This is a genomic window from Paenibacillus sp. FSL L8-0638, from assembly GCF_038593075.1.
Classification (GTDB): domain Bacteria; phylum Bacillota; class Bacilli; order Paenibacillales; family Paenibacillaceae; genus Paenibacillus; species Paenibacillus polymyxa_D.
This window is the reverse complement of record NZ_CP151960.1, coordinates 680,502-701,505: the sequence shown is the minus strand read 5'-3', so window position 1 is coordinate 701,505 and position 21,004 is coordinate 680,502. Positions and strand designations below refer to the sequence as shown.

Here is a 21,004-nt window from a genome sequence, read left to right as displayed (position 1 = left end):
AACGTTTGCTCTTTTTTAGCAGCAACCCCGGTTATAAAAAATAACATGCCCGGGGTACTACTAGTTATCTCCATACTATTCACTAAGACTACGGACAATCCACATATATGAAGCATATGGGGCCAAAGTGATCTCTTGTTTTAGCTCCGGGACGTGCTGGGTATTACCTATTAAAAGCTCAGCCGCACCCAACGCTTGATTTTTTAATGATGAATAAAATGAATCCGGTATACGGAATTGCGCATCCTGTCCGCTAAAATTAGAGATGACGATCAAAGTCTCCTCTTCATTGCTGCGTTGATAGGCGTAGACATGAGGATGAGCTTCGTCCAAACGTTGATAACTCCCATCAGTAAGGACCTGCACCGTCTTACGCAGATAAATCAGCTGACGGTAATGATTGTAGATCGAGTTCGGGTCCTCTAACTGAGACTGAACGTTGATCTGTGGATATCGTTCATCTACCTTAATCCAAGGCGTGCCTGTAGTGAAGCCCGCATTGCGAGTGTTATCCCACTGCATCGGTGTCCTCGAATTATCACGAGACCGCTCTCGAATGATATTCAATGCTTCTCCTGCACTTTTGCCTTGTTCCTGTAAGATACGATACATATTCAGAGATTCAACATCCCGAAACTCTTCAATATCTGCCCACTGCGGGTTGGCCATCCCAATCTCTTCACCTTGAAATATATAGGGCGTTCCTTGAAGACCATGTAACGTAGTTGCCAGCAGCTTGGCGCTTTCCGCATGGTATTCGCCATCATCCAAAAAGCGAGAGATCGCCCTTGACTGATCATGATTGTTAAAAAACAATGCACTCCAGCCGCCACCTTGTTGCATGCCCGTTTGCCAATCCGAAAATAGCTTCTTCAACATTTCAAAATCATATGGCATCAATTCCCACTTTTGTCCATTTGGATAATCTACCTTCAAATGATGAAAATTAAAGGTCATGGACAATTCTTTTCTCTCTGGATTGGAATAACGGATACAGTGATCCAGTGAGGTGGAGGACATCTCCCCTACAGTGACACTGTTATACGCTGAGAATACTTTCTCATGTAATTCATGAAGGTATTCATGCACACTTGGGCCGTCCGTATAATACTTACGCCCGTCCCCAGGAGCCGTGCTTCCATCGTCGTCCGAGAATTGCTGATCTTTGGAAATCAAATTAATGACATCAAGTCGGAAGCCACTAACTCCCTTCTCTGCCCAAAATTCCAGCACATTGACAACTTCCTGACGGACTTTGGGATTTTCCCAGTTTAAATCCGCCTGAGTCTTATCAAACAGTGTCAAGAAATATTGGTTTGTAGCCTCGTCATACTGCCAAGCTGGTCCACCAAACTTGGAAATCCAGTTGTTCGGAGGTCCTCCATCGGGTGCTGGGTCACGCCAGATATAATAGTCCCTGTACTCACTATCCTTAGAAAGCCGCGCCTGCTGAAACCAGACATGCTCTGTGGAAGAATGGTTAACCACGATGTCGATCATCAAGTGCATCCCACGCGCCCGAATTTCCCGGCTCAATTCTTCAAAATCCTGCATTGTTCCATAGTCAGGATTAATCCGGCAATAATCGGCTACATCATACCCGTTATCACGTTGTGGTGAGACATATACAGGCTGCAACCAGACAATATCGACACCCAGTTTTTGCAAATAATCCAGCTTTTGCGTCAGTCCTCTTATATCACCGGTTCCTTTACCCGTCGTATCGTTAAAACTTTTGGGATAAACCTGATAGACTACTGATTTGCGCCACCAGTCCTTATCTTGAGGAATCAAAGTCCTATTCGTTGCTTCCATTCATGCTCATTCCTTCCTTGCGAAATGAAGTAGCGTAAAAATAATATAGCGCTTTCAACTTCTTGTATATACAAGATTAAGTCATGTATATACAAGTTGTCAACAGCTTTATTTATTAAGGTAATACCCGTTTTGCAGCTAAATGATCAGGAGACTCATCCATTCTGTCCGATTGTATGTTATGACTCGTAAAATAAGCTCAATTCACACGAAAAAAAAGGCTCCTGCCTATAGTCAGGAACCTCTCTTTTCTATGATGGAAACGGTATTCATTTACATCCATATCGATAGTGCACTATAAAGGAGCAATAAGGACATTATGATATTGAAGGAGCGCTCATACTTGTTCAAGAAACGCTGAAACATAGCCCCAAAAACCGCCCAGCACACTACAGCTATAAAACCAATACAGGTCAAAAGTAATGAAATCGTAATAAGCTCTATATACGATACATCATAAGGCATAACAAACGTTGAAATGACCGTAATACCATACAAAATGACTTTTAAATTGATAAATTGCAGCAGCAATCCTGATTTGAAGGAATATCCTTCATTGTGATCATTATTTTTAGAAGAAGGTTTGCTCTTCGCTATTTTTATCGCCAGATAAAGCATGTACAGACTACCGAGTACATTCATCCAAATTTTAACCCGTGGCAAAAAATGATACAAAGCAAGATTAAAATAGCAGGCTAACAGCATAATAGCGAAACAGCCCGCTGTTACTCCCAGCAAAAAGGGAAATGCTTTTCTCAAACCTAACCGCCTGGCACTGTCTAATGACATAATATTGTTGGGTCCGGGCGTAAAGCTGGTAACAATCACATAAGAAAGAAAAGGAATAACCGGCATGCAACAATCAACTCCAGTATGTTATAATTGTATAAAATGTGCGTTAAAACGCACGTTTGTACTTTATGATTGTACAATACGTTCTTTATAAAGCACAATAGGGGCGAATAATTATGGAGAATATTAATCTGATTTTAAGTAAAAATTTGAAATATCTAAGAAATGAACGAAAATTAAGTTTAGATAAATTAGCCGATCTGACGGGGATCAGTAAAACGATGCTTGGTCAGATTGAGCGGGGAGAATCAAATCCTTCGATTACAACCGTATGGAAAATTGCGAACGGTTTGAAAATCTCTTTCACTGCCCTGATTAATGAACCCCCTGCAGATGCAGTAGTCGTTCCGAAAAGCAAGGTGCAAGTGCTTGAAGAAAATAATCACTATCGGTTGTATCCGTTTTTCCCCTATGAAGGAAGTAGAAATTTTGAGGTTTACACCGTAGAGATTGAAGCAGGCGGGGAACTGAGTTCAGCGCCACACCGTGAAGGTACAGAAGAATTTATTACGGTATTTGAGGGTGAAATGGTGGTAAAAGTCAGCGAAGAAATGTACACAGTTAAAGCTGGAGATTCAATCCGGTTTAAAGCAGACCGTCCACACATTTACTATAATCTAGGAGAAACACTAGTTCGGATGAATATGATTATTTATTACTCTGTATAGTTCAATCTTGAAGACCATAAGCATACTAGTCTTTAAATTAAATGATCCTATTAAAATAAAGAGCTATTTTAATAGGATCATCGGAACAAATATTAAGTGCTTTGCCTGTATGCTGTTTAGGAGATTTCAATCTGCTTAATTATTCGTGCTGGATTTCCAGCTACAACCACATGATCTGGAACATCCTTGGTTACTACTGCTCCTGATGCCACTACGACATTATTACCTATCGTAACACCAGGATTGATCACTGCTCTCCCGCCGATCCATACATTGTTGCCAATCTTAACAGGCTTTCCATACTCTGGGCCAGCGATTCGTTCAAACGGATCTATGGGGTGAGTTGCTGTGTAAATATGAACTCCTGGAGCCAGGAAACAATTATCTCCAATGCGAACTTCGCAAACATCCAAAATGGTACAGTCAAAGTTGGCATAGAAATTATTTCCAACATGGATGTTGTATCCGTAGTCACAACGTATGTTGGGTTCCATGCCTATATTTTCACCAGTTGATCCGAAAAGCTCCTTAAGTAACTTTTCACGGTACTCACGATCCGTCTCTGTCGTCTGATTAAAGAGACGGACACATCTTCTCGCATACTCTCTTTCACTCGTTAATTGAGGATCAGCAGCTACATACAGTTCTCCATCTATCATCTTTTGTTTTTCCGTTTTCATAGTCATGGGCCCATCCCCTTTATATTTTAATCTGATTTCTTTTCTTTCATCCCAATGGGTTGGGCTGCACCTGATATCAAACCAGCAACAATAACGCCAACATAGTCAATGACCGCACCTACAAGTGTCTCCATACGAAATGAACCGTGGAAAGCCGGCAAAAGCATTTTTTGCAATTGATTTTCTACCACAGAACCTTCGGCATTAAGAGCTACTTCTGCTGTCCCATAACCACCCCCGCTCACAATCAAAATCGCAATTCCCAAAATGACCGTCCGTCCACCTATACGAGAAATCATATTGCCTGCACTGAGTAGTCCCACTAAAGAACCTGCAGCTAATTCAAAAATAATGATTCTCATTTTGGTAGTAAATAAATGTAAAATATACAGTATAATGGGCGTTCGAGACACCCAGGAAGCAAAGGCTACACCCGGTAAAGCGAATAGCAAAAACAAGATATTACGAATGACCCTGGGATTCTTGGATGATTATACTGTCATCGATTAGCTCCTTATCGACACTTTTTATAATTCTTTTAATAAGTAGGATTATAACAAGTTATTCTATTCGTATCCAGCACTATTATCAAATTTACTTGCTATCCCTAAAAATTCACTCATCTTTTAATTATTACTGGAAGCTTGTCTGGAGATTTTAGATATATGACCCTTAAGATTAATAGGGAGATGGAATATACCAGGCGCGAGTAACATAAAAAAAGACGTCCCAGGTTTCCCAGAAACGCCTTCCATAATCTTTAACCCATAAAGATACATATATAAATAAGACATAAGCTAGAAAAAGAATCCCTTATATGGAAAGTTGTTTTGTGTTACTATACATGTAGTTTCTTAGTAAAATAAACACCGTGGTCAATATCAACGATAATAAACCTACTAGTACTACGTATTGCGTACCCATTTCTGATATAAATAGCCCTCCTACAGCCGCACCAATTGTGGTACCTATATTACAGGATGATAAAAATAAGCCATTAGCGAAATCAGGGGCTTTAGGTGCTGCAGACGTAATCCAATATTGATTAATGTTACCTCCTATTCCAGCTAATATTCCCCAAATTAAAGTGGTAATTGCCATAGGTATGGTAAACTGTCCAGTGAAAAATAATAGGATGTAAACAGCCCCCAATACAAAAGGAAAAGTTACTACAGATCTTATGGCACTTTTCACAAGTAATTTCCCTGCTAAAATGTTCCCAATTATATTGGCCCCACCGTAGATGAATAACATTAAACTAATAGTATTCGAAGACATCTTCGTAACTGTTTGAAGATACTCGGCAAAATAACTATAGATTGAAAATATAGCCGAATTTATGAAAATGACAGCTGCAATGGAAAGCCAAGTATTTAATTTCTTTAATACGGATAATTGTTCTCCGTAAGTAAGGACTCCCTTAACAGGCATAGACGGTACAAATAGTAACGTAGCAATAAATACTAAAGCATTTACAATAGCGAAAAATGCCATTGCCATTTCAAACGAAAAAGCATTATTAAGAAAACTTACGATGGGTACACCGACTACCATACCCGCAGATACACCAATAAATACTTTAGAAACTGCTTTGGGAGCTTCTTCTTTGCTAACCGAGTCAGCAGCCACTGTAAAAGCCAATGAACAATAAATAGGATGAAAAAAGGCTGGTATTACACGAGAAATTAATAGAATAGTAAAGCTAGATGTGAATATGGAGACAATGTTCCCCATCAAGAAAACACCAAGTACAAGCAACATAACCTTCTTGCGGTCTATACTCGAAAACAATAACGGCATTGTTGGTCCAGATATTGCAACACCAAGGGCAAAAATGCTCACCAACCATCCTGCTTTTGATATGCTGACCTGAAAGTGTTCAGCTATGTCAGGTAGTATTCCAATAACACCCATTTCAGTATTTAAGATGCCGAAAACTCCTATGGTTAATATGGAAATTAATAAATTATTTCGTTTTGCCAAAAAAACAACTCCTATCTTTAATAAATTGCCCCCGAAAGAAAAATTTTCCCGGTTCCTCAGTTTGTTCGATAAACGTGACTTTACAAGTAACAACGGACACTTTCATGTCGGGTTTCCCTTCTGTTAGACCTTGTAGCTTTTGAAGCCTTTCTTACTTCAAATTCTCGTTAAAAAATGATTCCAATTTATCGAATGGAATCAAATTCGTTTTGTCGTACAAATCAACGTGTCCGGCATTTGGGACGATGTACAGCTCTTTTGGATCTGCTGCCAATTCATAAGCATCTTCACTAAAGTATCGTGAGTGAGCATGCTCGCCCATGATAAACAAAATTGGTCTTGGCGAAATCGATTTAATATAAGTAAGCAAAGGGAAGTTCATAAATGACATGCTGCTTGTCACGGTAAATTGAGTAAGTGAGTTATGGTGGTACCCACGAGGTGTAGAATAAAACTCGCCAAACTCGCGACCGATAGGATCTGAATGTTCATCAAATCCAATAGGTGCACCTCGATCGGTCAGTACCGGAGGGCTGCCCTCAAACTCCTCATAGCGCTGCTCAGCAATTGCGTCGAGCGTCTTGTTGCGGTCTTCTTCGGTTAATGAGTCCTTAAAACCGTTGCGTTGCGCACGGGATATATCGTACATGCTTACCGTAGCGACCGCCTTAATGCGTCTATCCACCTGCGCTGCGCTGATCGCAAAACCACCACTGCCACACATACCGATTACACCCATTTGATTCCGATCTACAAATGAACGTGTTCCTACATAATCAACGGCTGCGCTGAAATCTTCCACGAACAGATCAGGCGAAGAAAGGTGCCGCGGCTCTCCGCTGCTGTATCCGTTGAACGATGGGTCAAATGCAAGAGCCACAAAACCACGCTCCGCCAAGTTTTGAGCATAGATACCAGAGCCCTGCTCTTTAACACCACCATAAGGAGCACCTATAATGACGGCTGCGTGTTTTTGGTACTCATCAAAGTCTTTTGGCAAGTAAAGATCTGCCGCAATGTTGATTCCAAACCTGTTTTTATATGATACTGATTTTCTTGTTACATTATCGCTTAACTCAAAAATATAGTTTGACATACTAGATAACATCCTTTCTTAATTGTTGTTTTTCCCTTTCGTTATTTATTCTATTTATGTCTGTAGCATATAACAAATACTTATATCTCATATCATGATATGCTTATTAGGCATTTCTAAAGTGGGTATACTAAAACATAAGAGTGGAGGAGTATTAGATGGAATTTAGAGTTTTACGATATTTTCTTACTGTTGCAAGAGAAGGAAGCATTACGGGCGCTGCTGATTTTTTGCATGTTACGCAGCCAACCTTGTCCAGACAATTAAAAGACCTTGAACAAGAATTAGGGAAAAAGCTATTTATTCGAAGTAGTCATAGTATCGTTCTTACAAATGAAGGAATGCTCCTGCGAAAGAGAGCAGAAGAAATAGTTGATATGGTCGATAAATTAGAGGCAGAATTCAGTTCCATGGAAGAAACAATAAGTGGTGATGTATACATTGGCGGTGGGGAAACAGATGCCATGAAACAGATTGCACGCGTAGTAAAAGATTTACAGTTAAGTTATCCAAATATACGGTATCACCTCTTTAGCGGAAACGAAGACGATGTGACTGAACGGCTTGATAAGGGCTTGCTTGACTTTGGTATTCTAATTCAACCAGCTGATTTATCAAAATACAATTATATCAATATTCCAGCCAAAGATGTGTGGGGCGTTGTTATGAGAAAAGACAGTCCTCTTGCTTTCAAAGATACCATTCAAGCAGTGGATTTATTAAATGTTCCGCTAATCTGTTCACGACAGGCTATGAAACAGACATTGTCTAAAAATGAATTTGTGCATTGGTTTGGTGAAGATTTTGATAAATTAAACGTCGTGACAACATTCAATCTCGCATATAATGCTGCTATTATGGTTGAAGAGGGCATTGGGTATGCCATAACCCTTGATAAAATAGTGGATACATCTAGTGATAGTAATCTTTGTTTTAGACCGTTAGAGCCAAGGCTTGAAGCTGGCTTAAATATTGTTTGGAAAAAACATCAGGTTTTTTCCGCTGCTGCTGATAGGTTTTTAAAAGAAATTAAGCATAAATTTTCAACCCTTTAAAAACTTAGCTGAAAATTACCTATGCGAACTACGGACAGATGAAACGGATATCGAAGAAGGAATTCGAAGAAGGAATTCGAAGAATTGCTGAAGAATTGGAGCAGGGCAAAATTACAAGAAGTCCCCAAAAACCGTTCTCTTGGATTTAGAAATCAATCATCTCCCTCGAAGGATGTTCAAGAAATACGTGCTCTCTTTCAAACAACAGGTTAAGACTGTTCTTGCGAACAAAAAAGGGCGCTGAATCACGCCCTTTTTTATTTTAATTATTCAGTTATTTTCAATACTGCACGGAAATACGGTCTATACTGATTCAACCTTGAATTATCATTTGCGTTCTTCTTCCACTTTCAGGCTGATTTCTCCCTGTAACTCCCCATCTGCCGATGCTTGAAGCAACAGCTCACCAGCCACATAACCGGATTGTACAATCACAAGACACCTGCCTCTGTGTGTTCGTCTCTCATTCCCCTTGTAAGGTTCATCACTGGTGAGATCGCCGTTGTCTACTCCAAGGATGCGACCATTCCCATGTAGTTTAAAGGTTAATTCAAAATCCTGGTTAGGTACAATGATCCCATGTTGGTCTATGACGGTTACTTCTACATGAGATATCTCATGCCCATCAGCAGGTAGAATTAGCCGATCAGCCTCCAACTTTAGAGCATAAGGAAGCCCGGCAGTAGTCAATACATGCTCACAAACCTTCTCGTTTCCATTGCGACCCACAGCCCGGATTTTGCCCGGTGTATAGGGAAGTTCCCATAGGATTAAATGATTAGGGTAATCCACCAGCTTCCTCTCACCGTATGATTCATCATTTAAGATCAATTCCACGCTCTCACAATTGGTGAAGGTAACCAACCGTATCAATTTTCCACCGTATTCAGGAAATGTCCAGTGATCTTCCATGGCCGGAGATTTCCAGTGCATCGTCCATGTCGGGTTAAATTCCGATTTCATATGTTCGTTAAATGCGGCTATGTGCACAACAGGCTGATTAGACCATAAACTTTGTTGGAGATAAGATACTGGTTTGCGGAATCCGCAAGTATCAATCAGGCCGGATGACCACCCTTTAGAGGGATAGCTTGTTTCTCCCAAATAGTCAATTCCACTCCAAACAAATTGACCAATCACATAATCATGATGAGCGACATCAAACCAGGGATTTAGAGGCAAATAACCTTTAACACGGTTATCCTTGCCCCGATAGTATGGGAACGTTTCTGTTCCAAGGATAAGCGTATCCGGCATGGCCGCTCTATAGTGCTCATACCACTGTTCCTGATAGTTTAACCCCAGAACATCCACTCGTTGTGCCAGCTGTTTGGTATGCTCCACTTTGGCCTCAATCGAACCATCACGTAAGCTGATCGGTGTATTATGCGGCTCAAGCGCATATGTAACCGGTCGGGTTGGGTCTTTTTCATGGCAGAAACCCACGAGCTGCTCCAACATTTTTAGCATGGATGGCTGCCCTTGGTTTTCCACTTCATTCCCAACGCTCCACATGAACACGCTGGGATGGTTCCTGTCTCTGACCAACATCGCCTCCAGATCCTTTTCCCACCATTCATCATATAGATACTCATAGGAAAGAGATTTCCATTTGTCAAAAGCCTCATCCACCACCAAGAACCCCATCTGATCACATAAATCTAATAACTCGGGCGCCATCGGGTTATGAGCAAAACGAATTGAGTTACAGCCCATTTCTTTCAGCCTCTGCAACCTTCTCTTCATAGCTGTATCATGGTAAGCAGCCCCCAGACAGCCTAAATCATGGTGAATGCACACTCCCTTTAGCTTTAAGTTGCTCCCGTTCAGCAATAAACCTTTTTGTGTATCCAGCTTCACTTCTCTTATGCCAAAAGTGGTACAATAACGATCCACCTCTGTATTGTCGCAATAGATCGTCGTCTGGGCTTCGTAGAGCACTGGGTTGTCCGGTGACCATAGTTCTGGCTCTAAAACTCGCATTTTTTGCTCTATTTCCCCCGTTTCACAGCTCGAAAGAGTGACTCGGTTTTCCACTTTTCCTTGGATCTGTCCCTGTGGGTCCAGCATTTCAGTCATAATCGTACACTCTACGGCATGCGCGTGTTGATTAGTGACCTGGATTCTGACAGTCACCTTGGCTTCATCTGGCGAAATTTCAGGTGTGGTAATGTAAGTCCCCCATTCGGTTATATGAATATAATCCGTACAAATCAGCCAAACATTACGATAAATACCGGCCCCCGAATACCATCTGTCAGGTGAAAGAATCGTATTGTCCACTTTGACGGCAATCACATTTTCCTCATCCCACCGAATATATGGAGTCAAATCATATTGAAAGCTAACATATCCATAGGGTCGCTTGCCCACAAAATGCCCATTGATCCAAACCTCACTGTTACTGTGAATGCCATCAAATTGTATGTATACGCGCTGTTTTGGAGAGGAGGGCTTCACATTAAATTGCTTTCTGTACCATCCGACAGACCATCTTGGCAAATAAGCCTGATTGCCACCATACAGCATATGTGGATCAAAGGACTTTTCAATGCTCCAATCATGAGGGACATGAAGGAGCCGCCAATGCTCATCGTTGTAGTCCATTTTCTCAGCACCCGCGTAATTCCCTTCTATAAATCTCCAGTCTTTTTTGAACGGCATAATCACTCTGCTTCCCATGATCTCGCCTCCATTTCATAAAGTGGATGAACGGATATAACAGCAGTGCTGGATGACCATCACAAAAAACGTGTTCTCATTACAATATTTGAAACACCGGGCGATCTTCAATAAAGTGTACGGGAAGCATCGGAAATTGGGCGGAAAGTACATCTGCGAGATACTTCATCCCAGGTGCTTCACTTTCAGCATGTCCCAGCATGATAAGTGCTCTACTGTGCCCTTGATAGACAGCATCTTTAACATATTCTGGTGTTTCCCATTCTGGGCCTTCACCGGCAATGACTACATCTACATTTTCATTTAGAAATAATGGAATGGCTAGATCGCCACCTCCCCTGTATCCTACTGAAATTCCCACTCGTTCACATGGCATGGAAACCTCGCCAGCCACCCGTACATAACGAATACGTAGTTTGGCTTTGATATATTCAGCGATCTCCTTAACTTTCATAGCTGGAATAGTCAAAATGGCGGCCGTCGGCTGCTGTTTCACCATGTAGTTGTGCCAGCCAAGCGCCTGAAGAAGCCCAACCATCACTCCATCCGGTTGATAACGATGTATGGCGTCATGAAACCGATAAATGCCTATACCTGCATCGGCAATGAGGCGAGATTTCTGCGAAAAAACAGGATCATGTAGTAAACATTCATGTATCCTCTGATGACTATAAAAAACGCCTTCATGCGTAATGATAAAATTTGCACCTAGAGAAATAGCTTGTTCTATCACGTACTGTGAAGCGGAGAAAGCGGTTACAATTCCTTGCACCTCAGTATCTACAGATCCTGGGTCCAGCAGATCTACGGTGGTGTGGGGTAGGCTTATTCCCTTGGTCAGATGATTCACAATCAGACCCATAGTCATGGTCATACACGTTCCCTCCTCATGGATAATGCATAGCAATTGTACCATTTTATTTCAGCCATAGGCGCTATTCTTTCTAGCAAAACAGCCAGTTCCAGAGGAGCCAGCTGTTTTACGAATAATTCTATTATTTATACAGAACTCCTAAAATGGAGTCGATTCGTTCTTTTGCTCCTTGCCAGGATGTCATGACGGGGAACTCATATTGCTCTCTTGCTCTCAGATTCCATGGATGAGGAATACAAAGCACCTTTTTCCCCTCCTTTAGCGCAGGTACTAAATTATGAGGGCCATCATCAATCAGGAGATCATAGTTAATCAGGTTTTTTCGTTTACATGGGAAAAAGTTCTCGATCGGAATGAATGGCATATGTCTTTGAAGCCAGTTCCATTTCTCTACGACGGTCTTGGGCTCTGCCGCTGTCACAATAATGACATCAAAAGCATTGCAAAGCTTCTCCATTTCTTCTACAACATACTCGTCAAACAGTTCAAGTTCCTCAAACAAACCCGGTCGTCCATAAAATACATCAAGCGTGCTCTTCGGATGACGTAGATGATCGGTGTTCCAATCTAACATTTCTTCATAACGAAGCGGATGAGTGGGAAATTCACTATTGTTATGGTATATGGCTCGTTTGACGAGATGACAGATGGTATCGTCCATATCGACTGCAATGATTGGTTTTCTCATCAGCTTGCCCCTATTCACTCTGGTAAAATTTTTCACAAGAATATCATACTATAATTTAATATCACGGTGAAGCTTAGGTATTGCTGTCCGATAGATCTCACCTTTGTTCAAAATAATTAACCAAGCAAAACGTTAGGTCAAACTACACAAATCCGGAATATCACAGAAAAATAGTTAGGTTATTTTTATCAATATAAACTAAATTTCAAACAAACATAAACAATAAATACAATGAAACCACAGAAAATCGCACTTAAATAATAAATACATGTGTTTATACTTCAAAAATACAAAAAAATAACTAAAATAACCGATTGAATAACAAAAACACAAATGATAGAATAACAAAAATAACTTTTTCCGTATTTGAAAGCGCTTAATTTTGTGTTTAGCTTACTGCTATCTACACACTTACATACCTAACTTCATCTCTGTATAGCAGGAAGTTGAATAATATATTTAGGGAGGAATAAAAATGAAGGTATTGTTAAGAAAGGCACTATTGTCTGGAATGGTCGGCTTGCTCATCATGATTGGTTTAGGAGGAGTTTTCTCCAAGGTAGAAGCTGCTTCAGGATTTTATGTAAGCGGTACCAAATTGTATGATTCTACAGGCAAGCCATTTGTTATGAGAGGCGTCAATCATGCTCACACATGGTACAAAAACGATCTTTATACAGCGATCCCGGCAATTGCCCAGACAGGTGCTAATACCGTCCGAATTGTCCTTTCTAACGGAAACCAGTACACCAAGGATGATATTAATTCCGTGAAAAATATTATTTCTCTCGTCTCCAACCATAAAATGATTGCTGTACTTGAAGTTCATGACGCTACGGGCAAAGACGATTACGCTTCTTTGGATGCAGCTGTGAACTACTGGATTAGCATAAAGGATGCTCTAATCGGCAAGGAAGACCGGGTTATCGTAAACATAGCGAACGAATGGTATGGTTCTTGGAATGGAAGTGGTTGGGCTGATGGATACAAGCAAGCGATTCCCAAGCTGAGAAACGCAGGTATTAAAAATACGCTCATCGTCGATTGTGCCGGATGGGGACAATATCCTCAATCTATCAATGACTTTGGTAAATCTCTATTTGCGGCTGATTCTTTGAAGAATACGGTATTCTCCATCCATATGTATGAGTTCGCTGGTAAAGATGTTCAAACTGTTCGAACCAATATTGATAACGTTCTGAATCAAGGACTCTCTCTGATTATTGGCGAATTTGGCGGTTACCACCAGGGAGCAGACGTCGACGAGACAGAAATCATGAGATACGGTCAATCCAAAGGAGTAGGCTGGTTAGCCTGGTCCTGGTATGGTAATAGTTCCAATCTTTCCTACCTTGATCTTGTAACAGGACCTAATGGCAATCTGACGGATTGGGGGAAAACTGTAGTTAACGGAAGCAACGGGATCAAAGAAACATCGAAAAAGGCTGGTATCTACTAAACGTACTATCAGAAAGTAAAAAAGGCTCATGGTTGAACGACCATGAGCTTTTACATTTTTATACTTTATACTAAAAGTACCCACTGTGCGTCTCTGAACTTATACTTCCTGGGTTATACGGTGAGTCGGATTTCATACACAGGCACGATGCTGACTGCGCCGATATCTACGATACGTTCCTTTGCCGTCTCTTTCCAGCCAGCCATAGTCGTATTGCTGTTGAGAACCTTACCTTTTCGTATCGGGGAAACATATACGTACAACCCTTGCTCGATGAGCCGATGCTCAAATGCTTTCAAGCCTATTTCCCAGGTCGTATGGTTGCAAAAATTATCGTTGATCAGCTCGCCATCCATAAAAGCATAACCGATATCTCCAGTATAATCGATACGCAACAGAGCTTCCTTAATTCCGTGAAAGGCATCTATCTCAAAATCAATAGTAAGTTTATCGTCATTTATTCTTTTCAAATTGAAATGAATTTCTCGCTTAGGAGCCTTTAAACGATACGTTTTAAATACATTGTTTTCTGTTATGTCTAGCAGCTCTCCACCGGAAATAGATGTGATTGAGGCGTCGAAATCAGGGAATACACTCAGGATTACCATTTCTTGGTCCGTCGATTCCAGCCTTAGATCGCCCTCAGATACAAGTACATTGGCATTGGTCAAAATGACTCTGTCCCGGCCTTGCATGTTTACCTTCCAAAATGTAAGACTTTGCTCATCAGTCATCGTGTAGATGGCAACTTTTTTGCCACTTTCTGATACCAGATGGATAAGACTATCGTCCTCTTCAGCAACCTTAATGATCGTGTTCCCATCCAATTGCTCTATCGAGCCTTTGTCGATTGTGGCACTGATGATATCTTTTGACTCAATTTCATACCTTCCTCTCATGCCCTCTGGTACAAAGAAAAAATAATATGCTTCTCCATCTTCTTCTATCCTTGTTATCAGCTGTGCCGTAGCATATTTGAGCTTCATTCCATCTAAATTAAAGTTAAATGGCAATATAGCGAAACTTTCACGTCCTAACGTCAGCTCACCTTGACTAGGAATTACAATCGTTTCCTCGGGTAGCTCAATGCTCACATTAAAATCGCACAGGTCGTCATTTTCGACATGGTCTTGAAAATTATTAAGAAACAGATAACCCGATCCGTTACTGGATCGCACTGCATATCGTAACGTATCCACATCATAAGGGTCCATCTGGGACGTATCCCCTGGCAGAATAGTCTTGGTTACTGAGAATTGCTTTTGGAACGTTGAAAAAAAGTAATGCTGCAGCTTTGTTCTATGGTACGATTCCCTTACTTGACCGAATTCGCCGATCATGGCGTTGAAATCATAGGATATTTTAGGTATGGCTAGATCATTGGTGAACGGGTTAACCTTACCCCGAGGATTGGAACCCCCATGATACATGTAATATCCGATCAGATTACAGCCTTCTGCAACCTTCATGACAGTCATTGCTGGAACACTGCGGTAGGGAAATGCGAACCGATATTTATAAAACTGAACCATGCCGCCACCCATTTCACAGCAAGCGTACGGATAGTCTTCAGGCGCGTATTGAGGCTCGAAATTGTAGCTCACTGGAATCTTGTTATTATGCTTGTCGCGGAAAATGTATTCCGGTGTCGCAGGATGCTCATCCATCCCCTCCAAACGTCCCTCTTCGTAGTAGATCCATGGCCAATAGGCATACCCGCCCCATAACGGCAGCATATCAGGTACAGGAGTTGTTGCTCCTCCCCATCCTGTGCACGTATAGATCGGAGTATCAATCCCCGCTTCCAGAGCTATTTCTTTAAGTTTTAACATATGCGAGTTACCGTCACTTCCACTGTTTAGCCACATATCATTAATTCCTACAGTCAATGCCCACTGGGCAGATGAATGATGATGCTCGTTTTCGATTTGGGTGCCGATAATCGGTCCCCCCTCCTTATATAACAGCCCTTTAACCTGGGTACCGATTTCGTTATACAATCTTCTTGTATAGAACAGATACCCCTCATCATTAGAACGAACCTCAAATGGTCGACCGAATAACCAATCTGGCATACCGCCGTTTCGAATTTCCCCATGATCAAAGGGTCCGATTCGAATAATGGAGTATACCTGATGTTTGCCGCACAACTCGATGAATCGACGAAGATTCTTGTTTCCACTCCAATTAAAAACACCTTCAACTTCTTCATGTAGGTTCCAAAAAATATAAGTGGCAATGATGTTTACGCCGCCCATTTTTATTTTAATAATTTCGTCTTCCCAATAGCGTTCATCATAACGGGCATAATGGAATTCACCACAAATACCGAAAAAGGGCTCTCCGTCCTTCTCCATAAAATAGTTGGTGAATCCGATCTCCTCTCCTTTTGGATTGGTGCCGCCAAGTTTAATATGTCCTTTAACAATATGCTTCTGATCGTCTTTAACCGCAACCCGATAGTTTCTCATGGAGTTCACTCCCCTCACTCGTTAATCTGAATTCAGGATAAATTGGTTCCACTTGCGCTGCCAAGCGATATCATTCCAGAATGGATGATGGGGAGCGCAGTTAGAACAGAGGGTCATTCCCCAGAACCCAAGTGCCATTCCTTTTCGCAACACATATTCAGCGATAAATTTGCCGACTGGACCTTCTTCAAATTGGGCATGCAGCGGCGTGTAGCCTACATAACCTTCTCCTATGACAATTGGAATGCCGGAATGACGAGTCCATTCATGAATCTCTTCTAATCGGGTGTCGGCCTTCTGCAACATGGCCATTTTATGGTCTCCATACCGATCGTACAAAAATAAATCCCATTGATCGGGATCTACCCAGTCGTGCAAATAAATAAGTCTCATGCCGACTGGATTGCCTTCCATCCGCCAATTCTGCCCCGGAGGCAGGGTCCATTTTGTAAATGGAGGAGCGTCTTCTCTTAATAGGGATTGTACGAATGGATTGGGGAACGGCGCCAACTCATCATCAAGCGCTGCCGCTTCCATAAGCTCATTGAGCACCCCTTTAATATAGAGGTGAAAATGGGCCACCTGCATATTGCGCGCGACGTAAGCTTTAGGGTAGGCTTCATTTAACGTATAACTGGCCGTCATCATGATATCGGGATGACATTGGCGAAGATATTCTATCGCTTCTTCTACGTAGGGCTGCATGGCTTCAATAAGCGCCGGCACATTCGTTTCGGCTATGCCTTCAGACGTTCCGACGGCGTTTAACTGCCCAAATTCCAATTCATTATGCAGCTCTGTATAGATGATCTGACTCCTGTAGCCTTCTGCTGTGACGAAACGGATCAACTGATCCATTGATTTTGCAATGGCCATGAATCTCTCCTTAGGAGGAATTGCAGCTAATTTATCTCTAAGCTCAGCATGAGCCAGAAAGCTGGGACTCTGCTGATATTCCCAAGAGGATAACATAATGTAACAGTTATGAGCCTTTGCTTGTTTGAACAGTTCGAGCAAATGAGCATGCCCGTCCAGTACTGCGCCTCCACGACAGTTATACCAACGCGTACGCTGGCCTACTTCCCCAAGGTTAGCAAACTCCAAGGGTCCGGGGCGTTTGCCATCCGCTGTAAACAACATGAATGGCATAGCACATATTCGGATCGTATTGTAGCCTCTTTCGACCGCTTCTTTAAAACGGGCTTCCAGATCGCTGTAGGGCTCACCTTCCTGTGTCATGGTATACCAAGAAAAGTCCCACATGGTGATCGTCAATTTGCGCGGTACATTTCTCATGAGATTACTCAATTGATTTCCCCCTCCCAGCTCCAGTCCATATGGTTCAACGCTCCTTGATGGTTAGCTTCCAGCTTAAGCACCGATTCAAAATGCAAGATGGCTTCGTCCTGTCGTCCTAATCCAAGCAAACCAAGTGCTTTCATATAAGTACAATGAACCTGATTACGAATATTCAGGTCATCTTCAAAGATGAGAAAGTCGGGTAACGAGACCGCGAAATAATCCATTTTCACGGGTTCGAATAAGTATCTTTCGGCGTAATCAATAAGCTTGTTGAATCGACGCATGCCTTCCTTCACATTACCAAGTTTCTGCCAGGCCAATCCTTGGTAAAATACCATATCCGGCTGTTGATCGTTATAATACATGGCGTTAATGGGTTCCCCCAGTCCTTGAGAGGCCGTGGAAAAGGCCTGTCTTGCCTCATCTGTTAATTTCAATAGCTCATAAGCGCAACCCAAATAATAGTAGATATCGTTATCTTGGGAACCCTCTAGCTTACCTTCGCCAAGATTCTCTGGATAAACTAAAGCCTCCCGTAGCTCTTTTACAGCCTGTTCAATCCGCCCAGACCTCAGGTCGGACTTGGCAAGCTCTACCTTGGCCAGCCTATACTGTCCAGTCACCTTCCCCTCTCCTCCTTCCCATGGATGAAATATTCTCCCTGTCAGCAAGGACAACGCTATCTTATGCTGCTTCATCGTATTGTGAACGGTTACATATTCCAAAAACAGATCATCGCGAAGCTCTATGATTCCCGGATAACTCTCCATTAGATTCAATCTGTCGTTGGGCTTGATGTTCAGCTTCCTATACAGCTGGTCAAGCTCACAAAGAATACGTGCGTCTGAAGTATTGCACGCAAAGGCCTGCTCTAACGACTGGCGGGCCTTCTCTACTTGGCCTTGTTTGTTAAAATATCCAAGAGCAAGATTACGGTGAACAACGGGGTAAGTATCGTCAATGGAACGAGACATTTCCCAGCTGGAAATGGCATCCAGATGCCGTTTCTTATCATAGAGTAAATTACCTAAGTAATAATGCGCCTTTCCGTCCCCCGGTTTCGTTCGAATTGCAAATTGTAACACATCCAACTCAAACAGACGGTTAGGAAAGCAGTAATCGGGTACTGCATCTGCGGCCTGAGCGAGAGCATTGTTCACCTGCTCAGGCTTGCCGATTTTAGCATAGCAGAAGGCCTGAACGTAATACAGCATAGGGTATGTTTTTGCCTGCTCTGGAGCTTCTTCCAGCACACATGCTGCATCCTCATAGAGTCCTGCCGCCGCATAGTCCGATGCTACCGCTATATAGTTGTGCACATCTCCACGCATCCATTTTTCCAGCTCTTCAAAGACCGTTTTAGCATCATCTCGTAACCCGAGAGCCTCTAAAGATAATGCTTGCTCACGGTAAGCTCCAAAATCGGCGATATCGAGCTTCATCGTTTCCTTGGAAAAGGCTATTGCCGCTTCGTAGCTGCCAAGCTTACGAAGAATAGCCGACTTCAGGTTGCGTGCCTTGTAATTGCGAGCATTTCGGATTATTGAGCGCTCCACGAGTTCCAGGGCTTCTTCATAGTTCCCTTGTTCTGTTGCAATCTGTGCCAGTGAGAAATACCCGCTGTCTTGCCATGCCGCACTCCATACTGATTTATAAAATGCAGCGAACGCCTCATCCATCCGCTCTTGGTGCTTTAGCGACAAACCAAGCTGGTAGTAGGCCTCACCATCATAGGGATTAGAGTTACGCCAAGTTACCCGCGAGATGGCTTTACGAAAGCACTCTTCACTTTCTGAATACAATCCTCTACGAAGAAGCAACGTACCATATGCCACATTTATGCGGCTGTCATTTTTATCTCTTTTCAGGCCCTCAAGGTAATACGCCTCAGGTTCAAAGGTAGCATGACGGTATTGCTCCAAGTGTTGTCCTGCTAAATACAATTCTTCGTTCGTTCTTAATTCCTCCGGTTCCGGCAAGGGGGCAGCAGCAGCCGGCATCTGCTCAACTTCCTTTTGCTTAGGCTGGTAGCTAATCAGCTCCCTTCCGGTCGCGTCTTTGACGCTTAAGCATAGATCATAATCCTCATCCTCAGCCAAAATAACTGTCTTCTGTATCAAGGCCTTATTAGGTGTCAGATCCAAGGTTTCTTGAATATAAACTTCCCGCTGGCTGCTTAATTCCACAACAGCCTCACGAAATGACGAAGTCACATAGACTCCAATCTGTGCTGTCCCTTCGCTGCGATTTAATTCCAAATTAACGGCTGCGTCAATTGAAGCGTTTTTGACCATACCAATATGTTTGTAAGGCATAAAATACTGCGAAAACGATTTTTCTTCATACGGCTGAAGCCAAGTGAAATCTGGTTGGTTATCGCTATAGACCCCCGTCATCAGCTCGATGTAGGGGCCGTCTTCGTCTGTTAGATTCCGGTCCCATGCTTGGCCGAATTCGCCATTTCCCCATGTCCATTGCTTTTTTCCGGGAGAGATGTGATGGTTGGCCACATGCAAAAGCCCGGCTTGTTTCATATGGTCGTAACCACCTATGAAATTGTAATCCGATTTATAGGCCATATATGAAGTGGGGACAGGAATATTTTTGTATCGGGAGATATCTACGCCTTCAGAATAATCCATTTTATAATAAGTGCCTGTAGCAATCGGGAAACGGGATACATCTCGCTTTCCATGGTCGAACACGGCTGATACGTCTGGAGGAAAAACAGATTGCGTGTGATCATGTACCGCTATGGCTGGATTGGCCCACCATAGAAATGTTTGAGGCTCGGCAGTTCGGTTGTAAAGCTGGGCCCCAACTTTAAGGTATGCTTTATCCGGTTGAAGTGTAAAACCAGCTGTTACTTTCGTGCCGAACATACGATCAATTTCGCTCACCCATACCGTTGCGCTTCCGTCGTCATGTTCTTCCAACTTGTATTCAACGGGTCCGTAAGTGTTGGGACGGTGATGCTGCGGCCAGTTGAACTCAATCCCTCCAGATATCCACGGCCCCAATAAGCCCACAAGCGCTGGTTTGATGACCCTGTTATAATAAACAAAATCATAACCGTTGGTCTTGTCGACCGCACGATAAATGCGGCCTCCCAGCTCTGGCATGATCTCAATGCGCAAATATTTATTTTCCAGAAAAACCATTTGGTAATTTTCAAGTTTCTTCTCATCCTCAATTTTATCAATGACCGGATGCGGATACACTCGACCGGAACTTCCCTGATAGACACGTTTCTCCAGAAACATTGGATTTTTGTCGGGTTTGCCAATTCCATAGGTGGGGATCTGCACGGTTTGCTCCCACACGCGTGCCCTAGCGTCGAAAATGCTCAATTCCATCACTCCCTCATAGTCGCTCTTAT

15 protein-coding genes are annotated in these 21,004 nt (G+C 42.4%); 3 read left to right on the top strand and 12 right to left on the bottom strand.

Going from position 1 to position 21,004, the window contains the following annotated elements:
- Positions 1 to 75 precede the first annotated feature (75 nt).
- A complete protein-coding gene (gene treC / locus MKY35_RS03125) occupies positions 76 to 1,815 on the bottom strand; it encodes an alpha,alpha-phosphotrehalase (protein WP_342445567.1) in 1,740 nt (579 codons plus the stop codon).
- 273 nt (positions 1,816 to 2,088) lie between these two features.
- On the bottom strand, positions 2,089 to 2,670 hold the full coding sequence (locus tag MKY35_RS03120; RefSeq protein ID WP_342445566.1) for a LysE family transporter: 582 nt from the start codon (positions 2,668 to 2,670) through the stop codon (positions 2,089 to 2,091).
- A gap of 110 nt (positions 2,671 to 2,780) precedes the next feature.
- Between MKY35_RS03120 and MKY35_RS03115 the strand changes: the two genes are divergently transcribed.
- Entirely contained in the window at positions 2,781 to 3,335 is a 555-nt protein-coding gene (locus MKY35_RS03115) for an XRE family transcriptional regulator (RefSeq protein WP_318627685.1), read from the top strand.
- A gap of 116 nt (positions 3,336 to 3,451) precedes the next feature.
- Here the strand turns inward: MKY35_RS03115 and MKY35_RS03110 are convergent, their stop codons facing one another.
- The 4 genes from MKY35_RS03110 to MKY35_RS03095 form a co-directional block, all read right to left on the bottom strand.
- Positions 3,452 to 4,021, bottom strand: coding sequence for a sugar O-acetyltransferase (locus MKY35_RS03110; RefSeq protein ID WP_029515893.1), 570 nt, complete (start codon positions 4,019 to 4,021; stop codon positions 3,452 to 3,454).
- Positions 4,022 to 4,041: 20 nt separating this feature from the next.
- Complete coding sequence (locus MKY35_RS03105) at positions 4,042 to 4,377, bottom strand: hypothetical protein (RefSeq protein ID WP_342445565.1); 336 nt, start codon at positions 4,375 to 4,377, stop codon at positions 4,042 to 4,044.
- Positions 4,378 to 4,828: 451 nt separating this feature from the next.
- Positions 4,829 to 5,998, bottom strand: coding sequence for an MFS transporter (locus MKY35_RS03100; protein ID WP_342445564.1), 1,170 nt, complete (start codon positions 5,996 to 5,998; stop codon positions 4,829 to 4,831).
- 151 nt (positions 5,999 to 6,149) lie between these two features.
- Positions 6,150 to 6,998 carry an alpha/beta hydrolase gene (locus MKY35_RS03095; RefSeq protein WP_342445563.1) on the bottom strand — a complete coding sequence of 283 codons (849 nt, stop codon included), beginning with the start codon at positions 6,996 to 6,998 and terminating at the stop codon, positions 6,150 to 6,152.
- A 254-nt stretch (positions 6,999 to 7,252) separates the two neighbouring features.
- On the opposite strand from MKY35_RS03095, the gene MKY35_RS03090 reads away from it, so the two are divergent.
- Positions 7,253 to 8,149: a LysR family transcriptional regulator gene (locus MKY35_RS03090; protein ID WP_322251904.1), complete on the top strand. Its 897-nt coding sequence runs from the start codon at positions 7,253 to 7,255 to the stop codon at positions 8,147 to 8,149.
- Between the two features lie 327 nt (positions 8,150 to 8,476).
- On the opposite strand, the gene MKY35_RS03085 is transcribed toward MKY35_RS03090, so the two are convergent.
- The 3 genes from MKY35_RS03085 to MKY35_RS03075 all read right to left on the bottom strand — a co-directional run bounded on the left by MKY35_RS03085 (position 8,477) and on the right by MKY35_RS03075 (position 12,393).
- Positions 8,477 to 10,831: a glycoside hydrolase family 2 TIM barrel-domain containing protein gene (locus MKY35_RS03085; protein WP_342445562.1), complete on the bottom strand. Its 2,355-nt coding sequence runs from the start codon at positions 10,829 to 10,831 to the stop codon at positions 8,477 to 8,479.
- Positions 10,832 to 10,910: 79 nt separating this feature from the next.
- Entirely contained in the window at positions 10,911 to 11,705 is a 795-nt protein-coding gene (locus MKY35_RS03080) for a Nif3-like dinuclear metal center hexameric protein (protein ID WP_342445561.1), read from the bottom strand.
- A 121-nt stretch (positions 11,706 to 11,826) separates the two neighbouring features.
- Positions 11,827 to 12,393 (bottom strand): hypothetical protein, encoded by a 567-nt coding sequence (locus MKY35_RS03075; RefSeq protein WP_342445560.1) that lies wholly within the window; start codon positions 12,391 to 12,393, stop codon positions 11,827 to 11,829.
- A 475-nt stretch (positions 12,394 to 12,868) separates the two neighbouring features.
- Here MKY35_RS03075 and MKY35_RS03070 point away from each other — a divergent pair, with 475 nt between their 5' ends.
- Complete coding sequence (locus tag MKY35_RS03070; protein ID WP_342445559.1) at positions 12,869 to 13,852, top strand: glycoside hydrolase family 5 protein; 984 nt, start codon at positions 12,869 to 12,871, stop codon at positions 13,850 to 13,852.
- Positions 13,853 to 13,965: 113 nt separating this feature from the next.
- On the opposite strand, the gene MKY35_RS03065 is transcribed toward MKY35_RS03070, so the two are convergent.
- Genes MKY35_RS03065 through MKY35_RS03055 form a run of 3 tightly spaced genes read right to left on the bottom strand, consistent with a single transcriptional unit; the run spans position 13,966 to position 20,981 of the window.
- On the bottom strand, positions 13,966 to 16,323 hold the full coding sequence (locus tag MKY35_RS03065) for a beta-galactosidase (protein WP_342445558.1): 2,358 nt from the start codon (positions 16,321 to 16,323) through the stop codon (positions 13,966 to 13,968).
- 21 nt (positions 16,324 to 16,344) lie between these two features.
- Entirely contained in the window at positions 16,345 to 17,631 is a 1,287-nt protein-coding gene (locus MKY35_RS03060) for a cellulase-like family protein (RefSeq protein ID WP_342445557.1), read from the bottom strand.
- Positions 17,628 to 20,981, bottom strand: coding sequence for a DUF5107 domain-containing protein (locus MKY35_RS03055; protein ID WP_342445556.1), 3,354 nt, complete (start codon positions 20,979 to 20,981; stop codon positions 17,628 to 17,630). The genes MKY35_RS03060 and MKY35_RS03055 overlap by 4 nt, the downstream gene beginning before the upstream one ends.
- Between the last annotated feature and the right edge of the window lie 23 nt (positions 20,982 to 21,004).